This is a genomic window from Thalassotalea litorea (assembly GCF_005843925.1).
In the GTDB taxonomy this organism is placed as follows: domain Bacteria; phylum Pseudomonadota; class Gammaproteobacteria; order Enterobacterales; family Alteromonadaceae; genus Thalassotalea_A; species Thalassotalea_A litorea_A.
On the sequence record NZ_VCBC01000008.1, the window covers coordinates 153,420 to 172,978 of the forward strand.

The window sequence follows — 19,559 nt, forward strand, 5'->3', positions numbered from 1 at the left end:
TATCCAGCCGATCAACAATAACAACAAAAGAAACGAATTATGCAAAGACGACAATTTCTCAAGGGTGGTGCCTTTTTAGGTGCTTCGGCATTATTGCCACTTTCTCTGCGCTCAATGGCTGCAAAATCTCTGTTAACTACTCGCGACCTGAAGTCCGTTGTAGATTTTAATCCTGACGTTACTCGTCACTGGTTAGGAGAATCTTTATGGGGCAATCGATTACAAGACTGGCAGCTTAATCAGGGCCGAGTAGAGTGCCTGCAAGGCGATAAGAGCTTTGAAGTTCGCACCGTTTCTTTACTCACCCACCAGCTTAATGATAAACCCGCTAACGCACATTTACGGGTGAAACTTGGATTGCTTACTCAAAATCGTAATGGTTTTGCCGGCTTTATTATTGGTGCGGGTGGCACCGAACTGGATTATCGCGGCGCCTCATTGGTGCAGCGCGCCGGTGGCACCAACGGTGGCTTAATGGCGGTTGTCGATGAAAAGGGAGCGTTGAGTTTTCGTGATTTTTCTAATGACGCTCAGCCATTAAACTATCGCTCGCTAAAGGCAAAACCGCTGACCAAAACCGGTAAGTTTTCCCGAAAAGCCTTTTACCTGGATTTACAGATAAATGCACCCGCACCTGGTCAAAGTTCCAACAACACGCTGGTTTTGACGTTATCCGATGCAGGCACAGGAAAAGCCTTAAATCAGGTCGCACTGGACGGTATTGATGCTCAACGGTTGGCCGGTAATATTTTATTGTTGTCATCACCGCCGGTCGGTGAGGGTGGCGCGCGCTGGTGGTTTAATGAACTGGCGTTAACAGGGGATAAGGTCGAAGAAAACCTGTCCCAGACACTTGGCCCTGCTGTGGGATGTTTGTATAGCTTAAATCAGGATTCATTGCGGCTGAGCGCGCAATTAATGCCAGTGGCAAGCAATGAATATCAAAAACTTAGACTGGAAAGTCGTGAGAGTGACAATACGGATGCTGGCTGGAAGGTACATCAAACCGCACCCTTAGAGGAAGGTTTTGTCGCCGCTTTTGATATTGAAAACTGGCCGTATCAGCTAACTCATGACTATCGCATTGTCGATGTTGCCACAGAGCGTGAGCTATATTCTAGCCAAATTGTTAAAGACCCAGGTAATGCGCAGCCGTTGAAAATCGCCTTGCATTCCTGCTTAACGGCAACCGCTAAAAGCCTGGACGCAGGCCCGTATGTGCCGCGCATCAAACAAGAGAAAAATATTGGCCGTTACAGTAAAGACAATATTTTATTTCCGCATCAGCAGTTGGTGCAAAACTGTGATAGCCATCAGCCAGATTTGTATGTGTTTTGTGGCGATCAGTTTTATGAAGGCGTGCCAACCCGGGTCTGGCGCAATAAACCAGATTCAAAGCTGGATCTCCTTTATCGCTGGTATCTTTGGTACTGGACCTATCGTGACTCGGTGCGCAATCGTCCGGTGATCATGCTGGCCGACGATCACGACGTGCTGCAGGGCAACCTTTGGGGCGTTGGTGGTCGTGATCCTGTGGTGTTAGAAACCGATAAACGCATGGAAGAAGATGGTGGTTATACCCAGACCAAATCGTTGGTTCGTATGGCATATCGGATTCAGCATTCCCACAACCCAAGACCGTATGATCCAACACCCATTGATCATGGCATCGAAGTGACTTACGGCGCCTTTATTTATGGCGCGACAAGTTTTGCATTGGTTGAGGACCGAAAGTTTAAATCTCGCCGCAATACCAAAGTAGATCCGCGTCATGCACAGGGAGAACTATTAGGACTGCGTCAGGAGATGTTTCTGCGGGCATGGAAGAATATGCATCCTGGTTTACCTAAGGTGTGCTTAACCGCATCGATGTGGGGCTCAGCGCAAACCCAAGGCAATGTTAAACCGTTACTCGATTATGATTCCAATGGTTATCCTTACGATGGTCGAACCCGAGCCGTGCAACTGATTAAAGATGCGGGCGCAGTGGTGCTGGCCGGTGATCAACACCTTGCGATGGTAGCCAGACAAGGCATCGATGATTTTACCGACGGCCCTTTGTTTTTCGCAGGGCCAGCTGGCGCAGCTTTCTGGCAACGCTGGTTTGAAGGGGAAGGGCGATTAGAAAATAAACGCAACAACGATCCGAATACTGGCGATTTCACCGATACCTTTGGTAATAAAATGCACTTGTTAGCCGTGGCGAACCCTAAAGTCACATATCAAAGCTTTAAGTCTCAGGTTGGCGATAGCTGGTCGAATTTCCTTGCCGATCCTGCCGTTAAAAGCGAAGGCTACGGCTTAGTAAGGGTTGATCATCAACAACAGGCATTTGAGTTTGAATGTTGGGAGTGGAGTGTCGATCCTAAAACCGGAAAACAATTTGATGGCTGGCCCTACCGATTGTCCTTTTCCGATGTCTAGATCTATACCAAATAACGGAGATCTTGCTTGAATCGTACAATCGCAATGACTAAGGCTTTGACGAAAACAATCGGACTATTGTTTTTGTTGCTTGGTGTGAACCCCAGCGTGAAATCGGCAGAGAGCAAAGCGCCTAATATCGTTGTGATTTTTGCCGATGATTTGGGGTATTCGGATGTCGGTTTTACCGGTTCCAAAGAAATTTTCACCCCTAATCTTGATAGTCTTGCTAACAATGGTGTGATATTTACCAACGGCTATGTCACCCATCCTTATTGTGGTCCGTCACGAGCAGGGCTGTTAACCGGGCGTCATCAGGCCCGGTTTGGCATGGAAAATAACGCCGCGCATTCACCACAGGACCCTTATATGGGGTTACCGGTTGAGCAGCAAACCTTTGCCAAACGCTTGCAAAATGCCGGGTATAAAACGGCAGTTATCGGCAAATGGCACTTAGGCTCGCACCCAAATTTTCACCCAAACAACCGTGGTTTTGATTATTTTTATGGATTTTTACCCGGTGGGCATGATTATTTTCCTGACTCGGTCACAGTCAGTGACAATGCTTACCATGTGCCTTTGCAGCGCAATGGTAAGTCGGCGGAATTTAATGAATATCTGACGACGACATTGAGTAAAGATGCTGCGGATTTTATCGATAATACGCACCAGCCTTTCATGTTATATCTTGCCTATAACGCACCCCATGCACCATTACATGCGCCAAAAGTATTAATTGATAAGTATCAGCATATCGAAGATAAAAATCGCCGTATCTATGCCGCGATGATTGATTCCATGGATTCTGGGATCGGGATAGTGGTTGAGGCGTTAAAGCGCAATAAACAATTGGACAATACGCTGATTTTCTTTTTATCGGATAATGGCGGCGTATATCCCGAGTATTGGAATGCCTGGGAAAACTGGGCCGATAATCGACCGTTCAGACGGGGTAAAGTCAGCCTGTTGGAAGGTGGCATTCATGTACCTTTTATTGCCCATTGGCCAGCGAAAATTAAATCCGGTACTCAGTTTGACGGGTTAGTATCTTCCTTAGATATTGCCGCTACTTCGGTTGCTCTGGCAAATGCAGATGTAAAACAATTAGATGGGGTAAACCTGATGCCGTATCTGCTTGGAGAAAAGACCGGTTCGCCGCATCAGGCGTTATTCTGGCGCCTTGAAGAAGCGGATAATATCTGGGCGGTGCGAACCCCAGATGCCAAATTTTTAAATCAGGGCTTGCCCGGTGTCGGCTTGAGCTTGTTCAATATGCAAAGTGATCCTTTTGAGAAAAATAATCTGGTTGGTAAGCGGCCAGAGCTGCAAAAACGGTTGGCAGGGCTTTGGAATGCCTGGAATCTGGATAATCAGACTACGCCTTTGCTACAGGCGCTCCCCTATAAGCAACAGCAGCAAGAGTTCTATCAACGCTTGTATCAACAGGGTAAACAGCAAGCCGAGAACAAAGTGCCATATCAGATAGCGGTAACAGAGGATAGTAAGTAGTAAGTGGAAAGTAGTGAGTGGTCGGCTAAAAACAGTGAGTTAAGGCTATTGCCCTAACTCTATCTGATTGAAAAAGTTAAGCGTATCTTCTAAATGTTGATGCCAGTACGACCATTCATGGCCGCCAGAAAACGCCTCAAAGCTGTGTTTGATGCCAGCATCGTTCAAGGTTTTACTAAGCGCTAAGTTCGAACCATATAACTCATCCTGCATACCACAATCGAGCCTTAGTGGCGGCAGGCTTTGTGCCTTGATGAACCAGGGTAATAATTCACTTTCTGCCAACACCTTTGCGGTAAATAGCTTCTCATCTACATCGGTAAACAGTTTTAAATCGGCAATCGATGTAACACTGGAATGAGCGGAAATTCCCCGATAGTTATCCGGATATTTAGCGCCCAGGCGCAAGGCGCCAAAACCACCCATGGATAACCCGCAGATATACCAGCGACTCTTTGCTGACACACAATCGATAGTTTTCGTGACAGCCGCGCGCAGATCATCGGTTACCCAGGCGTCATAATCTTCGCCGTTAGCCAGCGGCAAATAGCCGCTGCCATCGCCAATACCACCATCGGAAGGCATCACCAGAACAAACTCGTTAAGACCTTGCTGACGCAACCGTTCATAGACGACATGAGCGCCACCTAAGTGCATCCAACACCAGTGATCGCCATAAACTCCATGCATCAAAATAACCACGGGTAAGTCTTTACTTGTACTCTGGGCGTTGTAAACACTGACCGAATGACGACGTGATGTATGGCTACTATGAACCGTTAACAACGTTAGCTTCTCTGGTGTGTACTGATTGTCAGATTGTTCCAGTCTTAAAATTGCCATTGTTAATCCTTAATCTTTTGCCGTTAACCCTGTTGCCACTAACCCTGTTGACCAATCAGGACCACACCTTTGGCGTTTTTGCCATCTAGCATGTCGTTAAGGCCCTCGGTGACGGTTTCCAGGGTGTAGGTATTGGTGACCAGTTCATCCAGTTTCAATTGTCCGGATTCATATAGACGAATCAGCACTGGGAAATCTCGCTGCGGATTGCACTGGCCATAAAGTGGATTGATATAAATTTTATCCCATTCAAACAGTTCACAGTCAAAATCGATTCTTTGTTCAATACCACTTACCTGTACCGCGGTGCCTGCACTGCGAATAAGCGCTAATGGCGCAGAGCCAAGAGCCGGAATAGCAGTACACTCGAACGCATAATCGGCACCTCGGCCACCCAACATTTCCCTAACCTTGGCAGCGACTTCAACAAAATCGATATCATCACGAGCAGCGACAATACCATGCGTGGCGCCAAAGGATTTAGCCTGTGCCAGTCGTGCTTCATTGATATCGATGGCAATAATCGGGTAAGCGCCAGCTTGCTTGGCGCCCTGAATTGCGTTTAAGCCGACGCCACCACAGCCAATAATACAGGCACTGCTGCCCGCTTTTAAATTGGCGGCGTTAATGACCGATCCCCAGCCTGTCATTACGCCACAGCCAACAATAGATGCACTGGCAAACGGAATGTGTTTCGGCATTTTTACCACAGCGGTATGTTTTACCACCGTATATTCACTTAAGGTTCCCAGATGAAATGAACGCTCAAGAGGCATATCATCTTGAGTGCAGGCTTGTGGGTGTGCATGACCGCTCAGGTCACAACTACAAACGGGGGAGTTAACTTCACAGATATGCAGGTTGCCTTCACCACATTGAAAGCATTCACCACAGGGGATCGCCCAGTTCAATATGACATGATCACCAACGGCGACGGAGCTCACCTCACAACCTACAGCAGTAACGATACCCGCGCCTTCGTGACCTACGATAAATTCCTTGTTCCAGTTCTGGATCGAATCCCAGTCCGTATGGCAAAGACCTGCGGCCATAACTTTTACCTGAACTTCATCATTGCCAGGTTCACCCACGGTGATAGTTTTCAGAGCCATATTGCCCTTGCCATCGGAAATAATTGCGCGTGCTTGCATGAAATAACACCTAGTTGTTGTTTAGCGTTCATTAAATCATGAAGTCAGTAAAGTTTTTGACAGCAAGAAGCTATAAAATAATAAAATTATGCCCTGTTACTCACTGAAAAAGCTGTGATAAACTCATCAGAAGATAATTATTATTAAAATCTTGCTCTGTTGGAGAGCGGTCGAGACCATGGCAAATTCCGGAAAAACAAAGTCAGCAACCCGTCAGGTTTATTGCGAACCCTATTGCATCGAGCAGGGGCTGACCTTTGAAGTTCATCATGTGCGTTATTTGCCAGATGATCATTATTCCTGCCTGATGCACTTTCATGAGGTGCACGAATTTATTATTTTTGAGCAGGTTGATGGGTTTTATCTGAACATGCGTGGCCAATCTGCCATTGCTGATAACAGTGTGGTGTTCACCCCTGCGATGGAAAGCCACGATTTCGAATTATCGACGGGTGAAAAAAGCTGGTATATCGTTCAGTTCTTACCCTCATTATTCAATCATGGTGAACTCAAAACATTAGCCACACTATTTAATAATGCGCAAAACTTGCACCCCAAAGAAACGCAGACAAATCACGGGAAAGACGTTCATCAGCGTTTATTGACCCTGGTAAAATGGTTGCAGCAAAGCTATAAGCAAGACCCTCATAGTGCTCACAGTCAGGCACTGATCAGGTTGTTAATTCTTACCGTCGCGGAATTTTATCAGCCTTTGCAACAGCAAGAGCAGACGGCGTTGCCGGTTCGTGACGGTTTTGCCCGTCTGGCACCCTTGATGGGACTATTTAAAAATGATGAGAACATTGAGCTGACCTTAGAGCAAGCCGCTGAAAAATGTTTTTTATCACCGTCGTATTTTTCACGTCTTTTCAAACGCGTATTTCGCTGTAACTATTCCGAGTACGTGGTGCGCCACAAACTGGCAATTGCCGCCAGACAATTAAGCCAAAGTGAGCGCTCAATTACCCAGATAAGCTACGATTTAGGCTTTGCCAACCCGTCACATTTTATTGCCCAGTTCAAAAAAACGTATCAGGAAACGCCATTACAGTTTCGTAAAAAACTGTTAACCCATATCAGCGACGGCCAGTGGAATTAAAATATCAGTTACCGAGACACCCACTGTAATCAAACGGCAAAGTTATTAAGACACCCATGGTAATTACGGCCAAAAATTAACAAGACACCCACTGTAATTAAACCGAAAGGCTTGTTTTCCGACTTCGACACAAAAGCCATAACTGAAGGAGGAGGAAAACTTGCAAGCACCATTTATCCCAGTGTTTAATAACAATCGATAACCGCCAAATCGATTTGCAATTCAAAACAGATTATTAGCTGCACCTATTGAGTTAACAGGCGCCATGCTATGCGTCCTGATGGACGTATGTTAAAACCTTATCAAGACACCCATTGTAACGTCGCAAATAAGCCATACAGTTTTTAGAAATCTAACAGAATGCAACTCGAAGAATTACATGCATAATTCTCCGCTTTTAGGGCCATAAACTTTGCATATTACGGTGGGTGTCCATGTAAGAACTCGCATTCGTTGCCGTGGGTGTCTTAATAAAATCACAGTTAAAAACGTTAGCTGAGTCGCGCAATGAAATGAGTTAGGTAAATGCGAGCTAAACAGGTGTTAATTGATGCAATGGGTGAAACTGCAAGGTATTAGATAGAAAGTGAGGGAGCTAGCCAAAGTGGCTCTGGCTAGCGTTTGTTGAAGCCTCAAATGGGCGGACAATTGTTTCTATTGAATTGTCCGGCCAAGAGGTTGTTCAGTGTTAAATACCTGCAATGCGGTGCTGGCGACAAATCCACCGGTATCGCTAAAGCGGATGCTGATATCATTGTTTTCAGCCAGGGCTGAATAAGGCACTGGTATTTCGATCACGCCGTAAAAGCCATCGCGTGCAACTGAGCTTTTGCCCATTTGCTGATCATAACCGCGAAAATCTTTCGGAACATTTAAGCTCGTGCCGTTGATGGATACCTCCGGCAATAGCGATTTTCCATGATCGCGACCAATACCTAATCGTAATATCGCTTCGCCATGGTCATCTAAAACAATGCCATTTAGCGTGTTGGTAATGAGTTCATTAGCAACGATTGCCTGCTTGTAGCTTTCACCATAATACTTGGTTTCTGCAACAGTCTTAGCCAACGCCGGTGCGCTATCAAACGTCACTTTAACAATCATGGTACTTTCAGCACCTAAGGTTATCACCTCGGGCAATTCGTTATACGCCGACTCAACAATTGCCGATGCCTGAGTGGCATTATCTACGGTGGTTAGGTGCTTAACTTCAACCTTGCTTATATTGGCACTGTCTAATCCAAAGGCATTGAGGTTAATATCCGTGTCGGTAAATTCGAGACTATTGAGAATGATATGTGCGGTTTTTTCATCGACATAGGCATCCACCTGAATGTCCAAATCACTGGCTTTTGTTTCAATGCGGGTACCATTTACCTCAGACCATAACTGATAAAACTGTATCAGATCTGAATATACCCATTTGTCACCGGCAGCATCGCCATCACGCTCAAATTTTTGCACCATTAACCTTGGGCCATAAGGTACCTCGGTACGACCCCATTCCGCTTTAACCACAATAAATGGAATGGTTTTAAGGATCATGTCCGGGCGCTCCATAAACTGCATCAGCATCGAGTTAATCGCTCGCATCTGCAATGTGTTGCGCTCAGGGTTCCAGCCTTGCTTAAACATCGAGTGAATTGCGGCGCCATATTCAGAAATGACTAGCGGTCTCGTTTCCCCAAACTTAAGTAACGAATAGTGCTCAAGCATATCCATTGTCGCTTCGGCGTTACTGCCCTTGCGATATTGCTCTTTATTTTGAAAGGCAGGGAAGTCATATAAATGGATTGCATAGAAATCCATATTCTCTCCGGCGATATCGATAAAGGCTTTATCTCTTTCTTCCCAGCGCTCGAAGTTATCCCAATCAAAATTCGGGAACGCTACCGTGTATCCACCTACCTGAACATCAGGGTTTGTTTTGCGGATTTCATTGGCTACGGCATTGTGAAATTCAAAGATCTTTGCAGGCTCTACCTGATCAGACTGACCTTCGCGATCGGTTACCAGATCGTACAATGGCTCGTTCATCACTTCCACATATGGCGGTTTAACCTGACCATTAGCGACATTATCATTCGGATTTGGATCGAAATATTTGCTGACATACTGACCCATATAATGACCCGTCGCGGTACCAAAAGGTTCTGCGACTGTGTCGGTTTGCGATAGTGCCCAGCCTTGAGCGGTAAGGGTACCGTCTGGCCAATAAGGGTGTTGCTGGGCACCTACCACCATACCAAGGGCGCGGTGTTGAAGCGACCTTATGGTATCCCAGTGGGTACCTGTGTAGTTATTAAATCCCCATTTTTGGCCATTACCCCGGGTCGTCGCATCCGCTTCGGACGCAAATCCTGGACGAGAAGCATCTTCTGCAATCTGGCTTAACTGCCAGGTCATGCCGCCGGTGTTTCGGCCAAAGTAAACATCATAACCGTTAGCAAATGATTCGAGCAGGTTTGGATCTTCGTTTTCCGCATTGGCACTATGAACATTACCTCCGCGCCAGCCGTTTTCGGTGATATCGGCGTGGATGGTAATAAACTTGTCCCTGGAAAACTCGCTGACACCGCCAACCTTGTGCACCGTATCAAAGTTGATGTCGACAACAACGCCTGAAAATACCGACCCTGTGGTTACGATAAAGGTTGCGTTCACGCCGCCAATCGTTAGCGATAATTGCGTACTGGTATCATCCATTGTCGATGACTTAATCCGCACCTTTACATTATCGCCGCTGTTTACCTGACCGGCAGAAGAGGTAAATTCGCCATCATTTACTGAGTATTCACCACCACTGATGCTGATATCGGTGGCAGTACTAATGCCGGTTACGGTAATACTCTGTGATTCAATCCAGGTATTGCTGGCAGCATCCGTAACACTGGCAAAACTAAATTGGGCGGGTATTGTGTCTTCCACCTTTAGCGGTTTTTGTGAATCATCGCCACCGGAGCCGCCGCAACCAGTTAAGGTAAGTGCTAGGGTTGTTGAAATCGCGATTAGGCTTTTTTTATACATATTATTTACCCTTACCTGGCGCGATCAGTCGCTGTCCCAGGAATACTTGCTGATTTATTGTTATATCGTTAATTTCTTGAATAGAACCATCGCGCCACTGCACAACAATCTTCTCTACGCTCTCATCTTCGCCCAAACCAAAGTGCAGCGTGTTAATAAGAGATTGTGAGTGGCTAGCCGACTGGCTGTTGACAAACCGAGTCTGGGTTGAAGTAGCGCTGACCAAAGTGACTTTAGCGCCAATGGGATCGATAGCGTCGATGTTATTGACGGAGTAGCCAATTTCAACGCGGATAAAGTTGTGCTGATTTTGCAACTGGTTGGCAAACAAATGCCAACGGCCATTGTCATCATCACCGCTTAAAATGTCGATTTTGCCATCAAGGTTAAAGTCGAACGCAGCCCCCATATCACCATGGGCTTTGGCTGGTAGGTGGGTGGCGCCGTGTTCTGTGTTTTGATTAAAACGCTTACCTTGATTTAGCATCAATACATCTGCCTGACGCTGCGTTAAGGTACCGAATCGATAAACAAAGAAATCACTACGACCGTCGTTATCAAAGTCACCAGTAATTACCCCTTGATTATTGTCTTTGCTAAGTGGTGGCAACCGATGAGATGCATCAGCGAATCTAACCTGAGGTTTTTTATTTTTAGCATTTGCATGAGCCTCACCCATCAAGAGTACGTCAGCGATACCGGGCGTTTGCGGATCAAAGTCGGCCGTAAAGGAATCGACGCCAATAACGGAAGCACGAATATCCCAGGCCACATTGGATGCAAGATGCCAGGCTAAACGCCATTGATGTTTACCTTCTTGGTTTTGTCCAAGATACCCTAAGTACCAACCGGTTTTATCTAGCTGATTTGGAAAGCCCTGCGCTTGCTTGGCCTTGATGGCAGTCATATCGGTAACTTCAGCAATGGTCATTTTATCTTTACCCAGATACAGAGGGAGGGCTGTGACGTTTCGGTCTCTTGGAAAGTGATAAAAGTCGCTTAGGTAAACTTGCCGATCACCGGTGAATGTGACGCCATCTTGACTTTTATTCCCCTCGTCACGTAAATCCAGGCGTCTGTGGCTTTGGTCATATTCAATACTATTATTGGCAATTTGATATAGCGCTTTGCCACGAGCCAAATAATAATCCATCAGTCCGTCATTATTGACATCCGCTTCCGCAATCGCATTGACATAGGCTAGCTCTGACAACTCGCTGGGCAATAGGTCATGGGTAACGTCTGAAAACGAAAAATTGCTACTGGCCTGAAGGATGACCAAGGGGGTATAAGGTGCAAAACCCAGTAAATCCGGGCGACCGTCGTCATTTAGATCGGTAATGAATACCCGCTCGGCATCCATCTGTTCAAACACCGGACTTGGTCGATACTTGAACGTATCATTACCTAAGTTTTCAAACAGAATATTCCTCGGGCCTTTCTCACCTTGGATCTGCGTTGCATTGATTTGCAGAAAATCGAGATCACCATCAGCATCTAAATCAAGCCAACGCACCGAGCGGCCGCGCGCGCCCATATCGGCAATGCCGGCTTGAACCGTAATATCTACAAATTTACCTTGTTGGTTTTTTAACAATCTTGGCGGTTGTGGCTGACTGCCATTGCCTCCACCAAGGGAAACAAGAAAGTCCAGATCGCCATCACCATCGTAGTCTCCGGGGGCAATACCATGGGCATCCCACTGACCAATTGGTGTTTGGTGTTTTAACAGGGTGTTGTCTTTTTGAGAGAAATAAAGATAGGCAGGGTGTTGATCATGATTTGGCAACACGAAATCCAGTCTGCCATCCTGATCCACGTCAGCGACACTTGGCCCGCCATATTTCCAGCTGGTTGGCTCGGCAAGACCGATGGAATCGCTAATATCGATAAACATCGGCGGTTTGGAATCGGCTTTTACCTGAGCAGATGTCAGACTATACGAGACTGCGAGCAAGGCCAGGGCAGTGCGGAACCAATACGTTGTCATTTCAATCCTATTCTTGTTATTTAGTCTTAATTGCGCTCAAATTGAACAATGTAAATTGTTGACAATATGTGTGAGCGATAAAAAAAACACCCGCGAGGGTGTTTTTCGTGAATAATAACCTGCTATTTAATATTCGCTTTCACGGCTTTGCTCGCCAATTTAACATCGCCTGCTTTCAGCGCATCGAGAATTCGGCTATGTTCATCAACACATTGCGAGCTGCTGCTGATACGCTTGTAATTTAAGCGCATACGCATCACATACGGATACCAGATATTCACCAATTCATCACCGCCGGCTTTATTAATTAAATAGCGATGGAATGAAATATCAATTTTGGTGACTTCCGCATAGTCTTCGGCATCCAGGGCTTTTTGCAAATCCGCCAGGATAGCTTCCAACTCGGTAATTTCCTGTTCGCTCAATGTGTCATTGATTTGTTCAATGGCAAAGACTTCGATTTCACGACGAAGCTTTATCATCAACTTTTGCATGCTGGGATCCAACACACTATTTACCGAGGCACCACAATTATTCTTTGAGATCAGCAAACCTTCTTTGGTCAGCTGTAAAATCACGTCACGGATAGGACCGCGTGATAAACCAAAGCGATTGGCCAGCTCGGTTTCGTTTAGCTTAGTATTTGGTGGAAACGCACCTGAGATAATATCCGTACGCAACTGCTCTGCGATTTGGTCTTTAACGGATAAAATTTTCGTTGTCCGTGATGTTGCCATGTACTTGTCCTTAATCAATCCTATACCTTATTGTAAAGACACCAACTACTCTTGACAATTGTAAAATAATTTATTGTCGACAAAAAACAGCGTTAATAGGCCAATTTATGTGTTTTTATAGTGGTTTACAGGATGGTCGACTCTAAAAATAGAAAGTGTCGACCATAATATATCGTTCTTTGTGTTTTTTGTTAACACGCGGATTATGGCTAATGAAAGCACAATAATTCGTTGTTAATTTTCACATCGATTACTTTGAGTCGCGACTAAAGCGACGCTCATAAATATAACTATTTACTTCAGTAGCAGCATCGACGATCGGCTGATAGGGCTGATCGGTGACACTAATAAAACCGACATTATAATTTTCTCCATCGTAGGCTCGACCGGTGATTGGCGAGTCCATGTACTGGAACCAATGAGCGCCAACGAAGTAAGGGTTATCAATGACGGAGTTCATATAATCTTTATACATTTTAGCGCGGTCCTGCTGGTCCGCCGCATGGATTAAACCTGGATGATACAGACCAGAATCTGAGGCACCTATATGCCACTCACCGATAATGGCAGGCATGTCAATTTCTTCCATAAACTTCCATTTGCTTTCGACTAGCCCTTCTTTATAGGAGTTAAAGCTAATCACATCGACAAATTTGGCTGACGACTCGACCACTTCTTTAGGCATACCCCAGTCAGGAAAACGTGCGCCCATGTACATATGGTTTGGCATGTATTTAACCATCGCCTTTTTCACTGTGGCGAAATACTTATCTGCGTAGGTTGAAAGCAAGGTAGCAAAATCAATGACTTGTCCTGCGTGATTGACATCCCCTTCAAACCCTTGGTTAAGTGCTTCCCAACTTGCGATTTCACTGCCCCAGGCATTGTTAAGCTCCTGAATATTCGCGTATTTGTCTTTTAGTACTTTCATAAATGCGGCTTTGGTGGGGACATCATTACCATCGCGGGCCAGGGTATGTAAAACAATACCGTAGTGCGAGGATAGGCTGTCCGGGCGACCAAAGCTCTTTTCATTATCGATAAAGACACCCACGCACCAGGGGTTGTTTTTCACCTCGTCAGACACTTGTTTTAACGTAACCATGGCGCGCTCTTCAAATTTAGGATCGAACACATCAGGCAATGGTGCCCAAAAGTCGTTGCCGCTGGAAACGGTTTTGAAATCACCAATTATCCAGCCATTGGCAAAATAAGGAACCTTGTTATTGTCGTAATACATAGGGTCGGTCCAGTTACCAAACGATGTAAACCCCCAGGTTAACATCCGACGAATGGTCACTTCGCGCCATACGGCTAAATAATCCGGGTCGATATCTGCGTATTTACGTTCTAGGTTAGCCGAGTAAAAGCTATAAGTTTCGCCATGTTGAAGTGGGCCGGAATGGGCACTACGACGGTAACCAAAGTGTTTGCCTAACGGCTCGTCATAAGACGGTAACCAGTTAAATAAGTCTTTTCGCAATTCTGATGCGACATAACGGGTAGCAATGGCCTTATCACTGACACGGTTTAATTTTTGCGAGTCTTCCGGGGTAAAATCACCGTCCTGGCGTTGATGAATAAGCCCTTGATCGAAATCATAGCCTGTCATTGTTGAAGTATTGGATAGGCGTATGATATCAAGCCCGGTGGCGAAATAGGGATACCCTTGTGGGTCAACCATCATCCATTTGCCATTAATTTTTTCGGTACGAAAATAGCCTGTAGCTGTTTGACGTGGTCCATTTTTCCAGCCGCCAAATTTAGATCGGCTGTCACTAAAGGACTCTTTTAATCCTGCAAATTCTTTATCGCGAGCAGTGATTAATTCTGCCTGATTATGAATTTTACCGGTAAATTCAAGCGTCGCATTCTGACCATATTTATCGACAATCCCAGTTAAAAAACTCGGATCCATAGGCGGATTTTCCCTGAGGCGGATATTGCTGATGGTAATGGTTTTATCATACAAAGCACTTTGTACGCTGAATGAAATTTTGCGAATATCAGACACATCGAGGTTCTTTTTACCCCATAAGGAAACAAACTGTGTTTCGTCACTTTCCCAGGTTGGTGGGTTTGAGCGAAGACCGGAGGTGAAATTTAGCTCGACCTTTTCATCGCCATCCGGTGTCGCCAAATCGTGACCGGCTAACTTGGCGTAATAGGTAGACGCCGCTCCTACCGGGATGCTGACACTGCGCGTATAGGTGTCGTTATTGCCATCGGTAATGTCCAGATAAACCTGTACCGAATGTTGTCCTGGGTTGCCAATATCAAAGGCAATATTAAAATCCTGATAGGCCTGCCAGTTCCAACCTGGCTCGGAAACAAACGTTACTGAGCTATAAGCGTTCTTTTGGGCGGCGAAGTTAACGGTTAAGGTGTCACTGTTCGCGTCATAAATTGTATCTGCTTTGAAAGCTTTAATATTTTTGCTTCGTTGCTGAGCATCGGTTAGGTCAAATAAGCTAGCGAGCTTAACAGGTTCCTTCTCTGCTTCATTTTTGCTGTCGTTAGCGTTAGTATCAGAGGCAGGCTCTGGCGCGCTGCATCCCCACAAAGTGGCGCAAGACAATATACTGGCCAAGATGAGTTTTTTCGTTGTTAGCATCATTATTCCTCTACTTGAATGGGTCGAGTATACCCAAGGAATTGTAAAAAGAAAATTGTTAACAATAATTTTATTTTTTACAACCCTTGTTATGATATTGACGAGTCCACTGTTGCTGCTATTTACCCGTTTTTAGGACACCCCATAGCTAGGCTTTATTTGAAAATGATTATTGCACCTAACGTGTTGTAATAGTTGTATATATTTTCTCATCTATGTAAAGGGAGATATTTTTCATGACCGATTTTTTGTACATATCGCACAAAAAATCAACAACACTACCTGAGGTAGATTGTTAACAAAATCACGGGGTGTTAATTGAAGATTGTTAACAAAATTGTTGACAATCTACGATTTCAAGGTCTAAAGTGGGCAATAATTAGCAAACGATCTAACAACAAACCTGTGTTAGGTATCCCGCTGATTGATTTAAAAAACAAAAATACTGAAAATCTTAATGGGGAAATGAGATGGGAGATACAGGTAAAAAGTTTCAGCTTAGTGCTGTCTATGCTGCAGTCCTATCGGTTCTGAGTGTGAATGTTTACGCTCAGGAAGAAACCGATACGCAGCAAGCCAAAGCCGAACAAGATATTGAAGTCATTGAAGTGACTGGCTTAAAAAGTAGTCTGAAAAAGTCTATCAATGATAAGCGTTTTGCCGATGGGGTTGTTGATTCAATCAATGCCGAAGATATCGGGAAGAACACCGACCAAAATATCGCTGACGCGCTTGGACGAGTAACCGGTGTATCGGTGGTGTCCGGTGCCAATGGTGAAGGTTCGCAAATCACCGTTCGTGGAGCATCAGCCAACCAGAACAATATTACACTCAATGGTCAGCAATTGACGTCAACCGATTTCAACCAGGCGGTTGATTTAAGTTCCTTTTCCTCTGATATTTTATCTAAACTCGAAGTGGTTAAAACCTCGAGTGCTGATCAGGATGAAGGTTCACTTGGCGCAAATGTTAACCTGGTATCTGTGCGTCCATTAGATGTCGCCAAAGATATCCGTAGCTTCACTTTACAGGGTCGTTACAATGATTTTGCCGAAGAAGAAGATTATAAAGTTCAATTCGCGTTTTCTGAAAAATTCTTAGATGAGACCTTTGGTATTGCGCTTTCTGTCTATGACGAAACCAATACCTTTCGTAAAGATCAATATCGTGTAGAAAACTTCGTTGCTTCCAAAGATATACAAGTTGCCAGCGACCAGGATGGTAATATTATTGCCGGTCCGGTAAGAGCGATTCAGCACCAAAGCACGCGTTATGAATTGCATCAAAATAGCAATGACAGAGCGGGTATTAACTTAGGTTTACAGTGGGTACCTACCGACAGCACTGAAATCATGTTTGATGCGACTTACACCAAAGCTGAGCAAAAACGTTATAACGATGCCGTGGTTAGTCGTTTCCCAGGCAACAACAATTTTGTCGAAGGTGAACAACCGCTAGGTACCTTGCGCCCGGAAGCGCCTTTTAGCGATCCACAGGCGGATTGGTACACCATAAATACTGACACATCGACACTCACAAAATTCGTTAACCGCTTTGGCGCTGGTGATATTCAAAACAGCACCGGTGGCGACGAATCGGATAATTTCAGTGCGGCACTGAATATTAAACAGGAAATTACCGATGAGTTCCGTATGTCGGGGTTAATTGGTTATTCCTTAAGTAAATCGGATTCTTTACCGAGTGCGTTTGCGGCATTGCAAAACTTTCCAAATGTTCCAGCCGTAAAACTCTACGATGCCGGTGAAATGATTGAGCCGGTTGGTTATGACTGTACCTCAGGCCGTTGTGAAATGGTGTTTGGTGATAGTTTTGTAGACTTGGGCGAGCAAATTGTTAATGAAGTCGATCCGGATACCGGGATTTTTGTTCCTGGTTATGACGATAATACTGTCTATACCGGTTTTAATCCGGCCGATGTTGATGTTCAGCATCTCGCATTTTTACGTGAAACCGATCGTAAAGTTGAAGATGAGCTAGCAAATATTCAGCTGGATTTTGAATATGACTTAGATGTTGTCGGCCTTACCTCGGTAGAGTTTGGTGCTAAAGTTACCCAACGTACCAAAGACGTCGATAATCAAAGCTATCAATTTGATACTGTCACTGCCTCTGAAGTTATTGAAGATGAGTATGGTAATCCGGTTGTTGTGCCTGGCGGTTCAATGCTCGATATCCGTGCGCCTTTAATCGCACGAGAAGGCGGTCTTCCTTATGATGACTTTATGGATAGCCTGGGCTATAGCCGTAATGGCGCTACTCAGGGCTGGATCCCGGTTGATGCGGCTTATGCTGCATCCATCATGTTGGACTCTGAAGATACCGTTCGTACCCCGAACAACACTGAATCCCGGATCACTGATATTGACACAACAGCATTTTATTTGAAAACAAACTTCGAATACTTTGATGGTCGATTAACCGGTAACGTGGGTATTCGTTACGTAGAAACAGATATTGATGCTGACGGTTATGCCGGTGCAAATTTTTGGCAGTTCACCGAAACTCTTGAACGTGAATTTGATTTAGTACAACTGCGTGATTTACGCGATACCAGCTTACCAGCCTGTCGTGCGCCAGTATTTTCAGACCCAGCTGCAACACTAGGTTATGAGAAGAAATATCAGCGTGTTGATGGTCGAGGGTATGATACTAGCAGCGGTACCGATCCGTCACAGTGGACACCAATCCCAGATCAAGGGCCTTGTCATGATCCCGATTATGCGGCCTGGGCAGCGTTCCAGCAAGATCCAAGCCTTGCAGATCCAGGGATCGCGCTTAACTGGCTGAATATGTGGCGTTATGCCGATGTATCTACGACTCGTAACCACGGTTGGGGATCGGCGATCACTTATGATGGCACTACGCCGTTAAGCACCTTAAATGCAAACCAGTTTCCGTTCACGTCTACGCAAAATAAAGAATTGCAATCGTTTGCGGCAGCCGGTTCTCATTCTTATGAAAATTGGTTACCAAGCTTGAACCTGAACTATGCATTCAGTGATGAGTGGATTGGTCGACTGGCTGTTTCAAAAACCATGACTCGTCCTGAGATTGACAAGTTACGTCCAGGTTTTCAGTTAAATGAAAACGGCTATTGGGGATCAGGTAACTCCCAGTCAGGTAGTCGCCTTGATATGTATAACACTAAGCTTGAACCGCTTGAGTCCAATAACTTAGACATTTCTTTGGAATGGTACTTCAACGAATCGTCAATGCTAAGTGCCGCTATCTTCCACAAAGACATGAAAAACTTCACCGATACCGAAAGTGCGGTGACTTACTTAATGGACTTACGTGAGGTAGATGGCCCGGTTTCTCAGGAAGATTTACCGCTTCTGGCAACTGGGGATGAGAGCAGTGATTACGGATTGCAAGGCTGTATGCCGCTTCGCGCAACCGCCGATTACGGCTGGTGGCCATCCGATCCAAATCGTTTCAGTGATGACCTACGTGATTTGTGTGCACAATATAGCGTGAGCAAAATCATCAATGGTAAAGGCGCACAAATTACAGGTTTGGAACTTGGTTATATTCAGACTTACGATTTCTTGCCGGGTATCTGGAGTGGTTTAGGTGTCTCTGCGAACTATACCTATCAGGATAGTGAGTATGATGCGGATAAATCAACGATTGATCCGACCAAGGACTTACCGGCTTACCCGGTAGCAGATACACCGGAGCATACCTATAACGCAACGGTTTTCTGGGAGCAGAATGGTCATCAATTCCGTATCAGTTATCGCGGCACCAGTGATTCATTGGTGGGTACTGACTATGATACCGGTTTACAGGGAAGAACATGGAACCAAGGTTCTATTTGGAATGAAGGTCGCGGAACCTTAGATATTTCTGCGAGCTATCAGTTTAACGAAAACGTGATGTTCACTTTCCAGGCAATCAACCTGACGGATGAAGAGTATCGCACTTACTTTACCAGTCGCGAAATCGCGGTTGAGCGTGAGTGGGATGGTGCAGGTTACAACTTTGTTGCACTGGAAGAAGGCAATCCGCTTGAAGGCGATGCGCCAACATCTCGCACCTATCGCAACTATAAGGTCGGCACGACTTATCGTTTAGGTGTTCGCGTTAACTTTTAATCCGTTAAAACGGGGCTAGGGAGCTAGCCCCGTATTTAAAAATAATA

General features: G+C 45.3%; 10 protein-coding genes. 4 read left to right on the forward strand and 6 right to left on the reverse strand.

All coding sequences use genetic code 11. The features are described from left to right. Positions 1-39: 39 nt before the first annotated feature. Positions 40-2,424, forward strand: coding sequence for an alkaline phosphatase D family protein (locus FE810_RS09610; RefSeq protein ID WP_138319838.1), 2,385 nt, complete (start codon positions 40-42; stop codon positions 2,422-2,424). A 27-nt stretch (positions 2,425-2,451) separates the two neighbouring features. Further along, on the forward strand, positions 2,452-3,933 hold the full coding sequence (locus FE810_RS09615; protein WP_306416902.1) for a sulfatase family protein: 1,482 nt from the start codon (positions 2,452-2,454) through the stop codon (positions 3,931-3,933). A gap of 45 nt (positions 3,934-3,978) precedes the next feature. On the opposite strand, the gene FE810_RS09620 is transcribed toward FE810_RS09615, so the two are convergent. Further along, complete coding sequence (locus tag FE810_RS09620) at positions 3,979-4,776, reverse strand: alpha/beta hydrolase (RefSeq protein ID WP_138319839.1); 798 nt, start codon at positions 4,774-4,776, stop codon at positions 3,979-3,981. Between the two features lie 38 nt (positions 4,777-4,814). Beyond that, entirely contained in the window at positions 4,815-5,927 is a 1,113-nt protein-coding gene (locus FE810_RS09625; protein WP_138319840.1) for a Zn-dependent alcohol dehydrogenase, read from the reverse strand. A 178-nt stretch (positions 5,928-6,105) separates the two neighbouring features. Here FE810_RS09625 and FE810_RS09630 point away from each other — a divergent pair, with 178 nt between their 5' ends. Beyond that, positions 6,106-7,026: a helix-turn-helix transcriptional regulator gene (locus tag FE810_RS09630; RefSeq protein WP_138319841.1), complete on the forward strand. Its 921-nt coding sequence runs from the start codon at positions 6,106-6,108 to the stop codon at positions 7,024-7,026. 654 nt (positions 7,027-7,680) lie between these two features. On the opposite strand, the gene FE810_RS09635 is transcribed toward FE810_RS09630, so the two are convergent. From FE810_RS09635 to FE810_RS09650, 4 genes are all read right to left on the reverse strand, one after another. Then, positions 7,681-10,053 (reverse strand): agarase, encoded by a 2,373-nt coding sequence (locus tag FE810_RS09635; protein WP_138319842.1) that lies wholly within the window; start codon positions 10,051-10,053, stop codon positions 7,681-7,683. 1 nt (position 10,054) lies between these two features. Next, positions 10,055-12,043 (reverse strand): CRTAC1 family protein, encoded by a 1,989-nt coding sequence (locus FE810_RS09640; RefSeq protein ID WP_138319843.1) that lies wholly within the window; start codon positions 12,041-12,043, stop codon positions 10,055-10,057. Between the two features lie 122 nt (positions 12,044-12,165). Next, positions 12,166-12,780 carry a GntR family transcriptional regulator gene (locus tag FE810_RS09645; protein ID WP_138319844.1) on the reverse strand — a complete coding sequence of 205 codons (615 nt, stop codon included), beginning with the start codon at positions 12,778-12,780 and terminating at the stop codon, positions 12,166-12,168. 250 nt (positions 12,781-13,030) lie between these two features. Then, on the reverse strand, positions 13,031-15,394 hold the full coding sequence (locus tag FE810_RS09650) for a beta-galactosidase (protein WP_138319896.1): 2,364 nt from the start codon (positions 15,392-15,394) through the stop codon (positions 13,031-13,033). Between the two features lie 470 nt (positions 15,395-15,864). Between FE810_RS09650 and FE810_RS09655 the strand changes: the two genes are divergently transcribed. Beyond that, positions 15,865-19,512, forward strand: coding sequence for a TonB-dependent receptor (locus tag FE810_RS09655; protein ID WP_138319845.1), 3,648 nt, complete (start codon positions 15,865-15,867; stop codon positions 19,510-19,512). Positions 19,513-19,559: the final 47 nt, after the last annotated feature.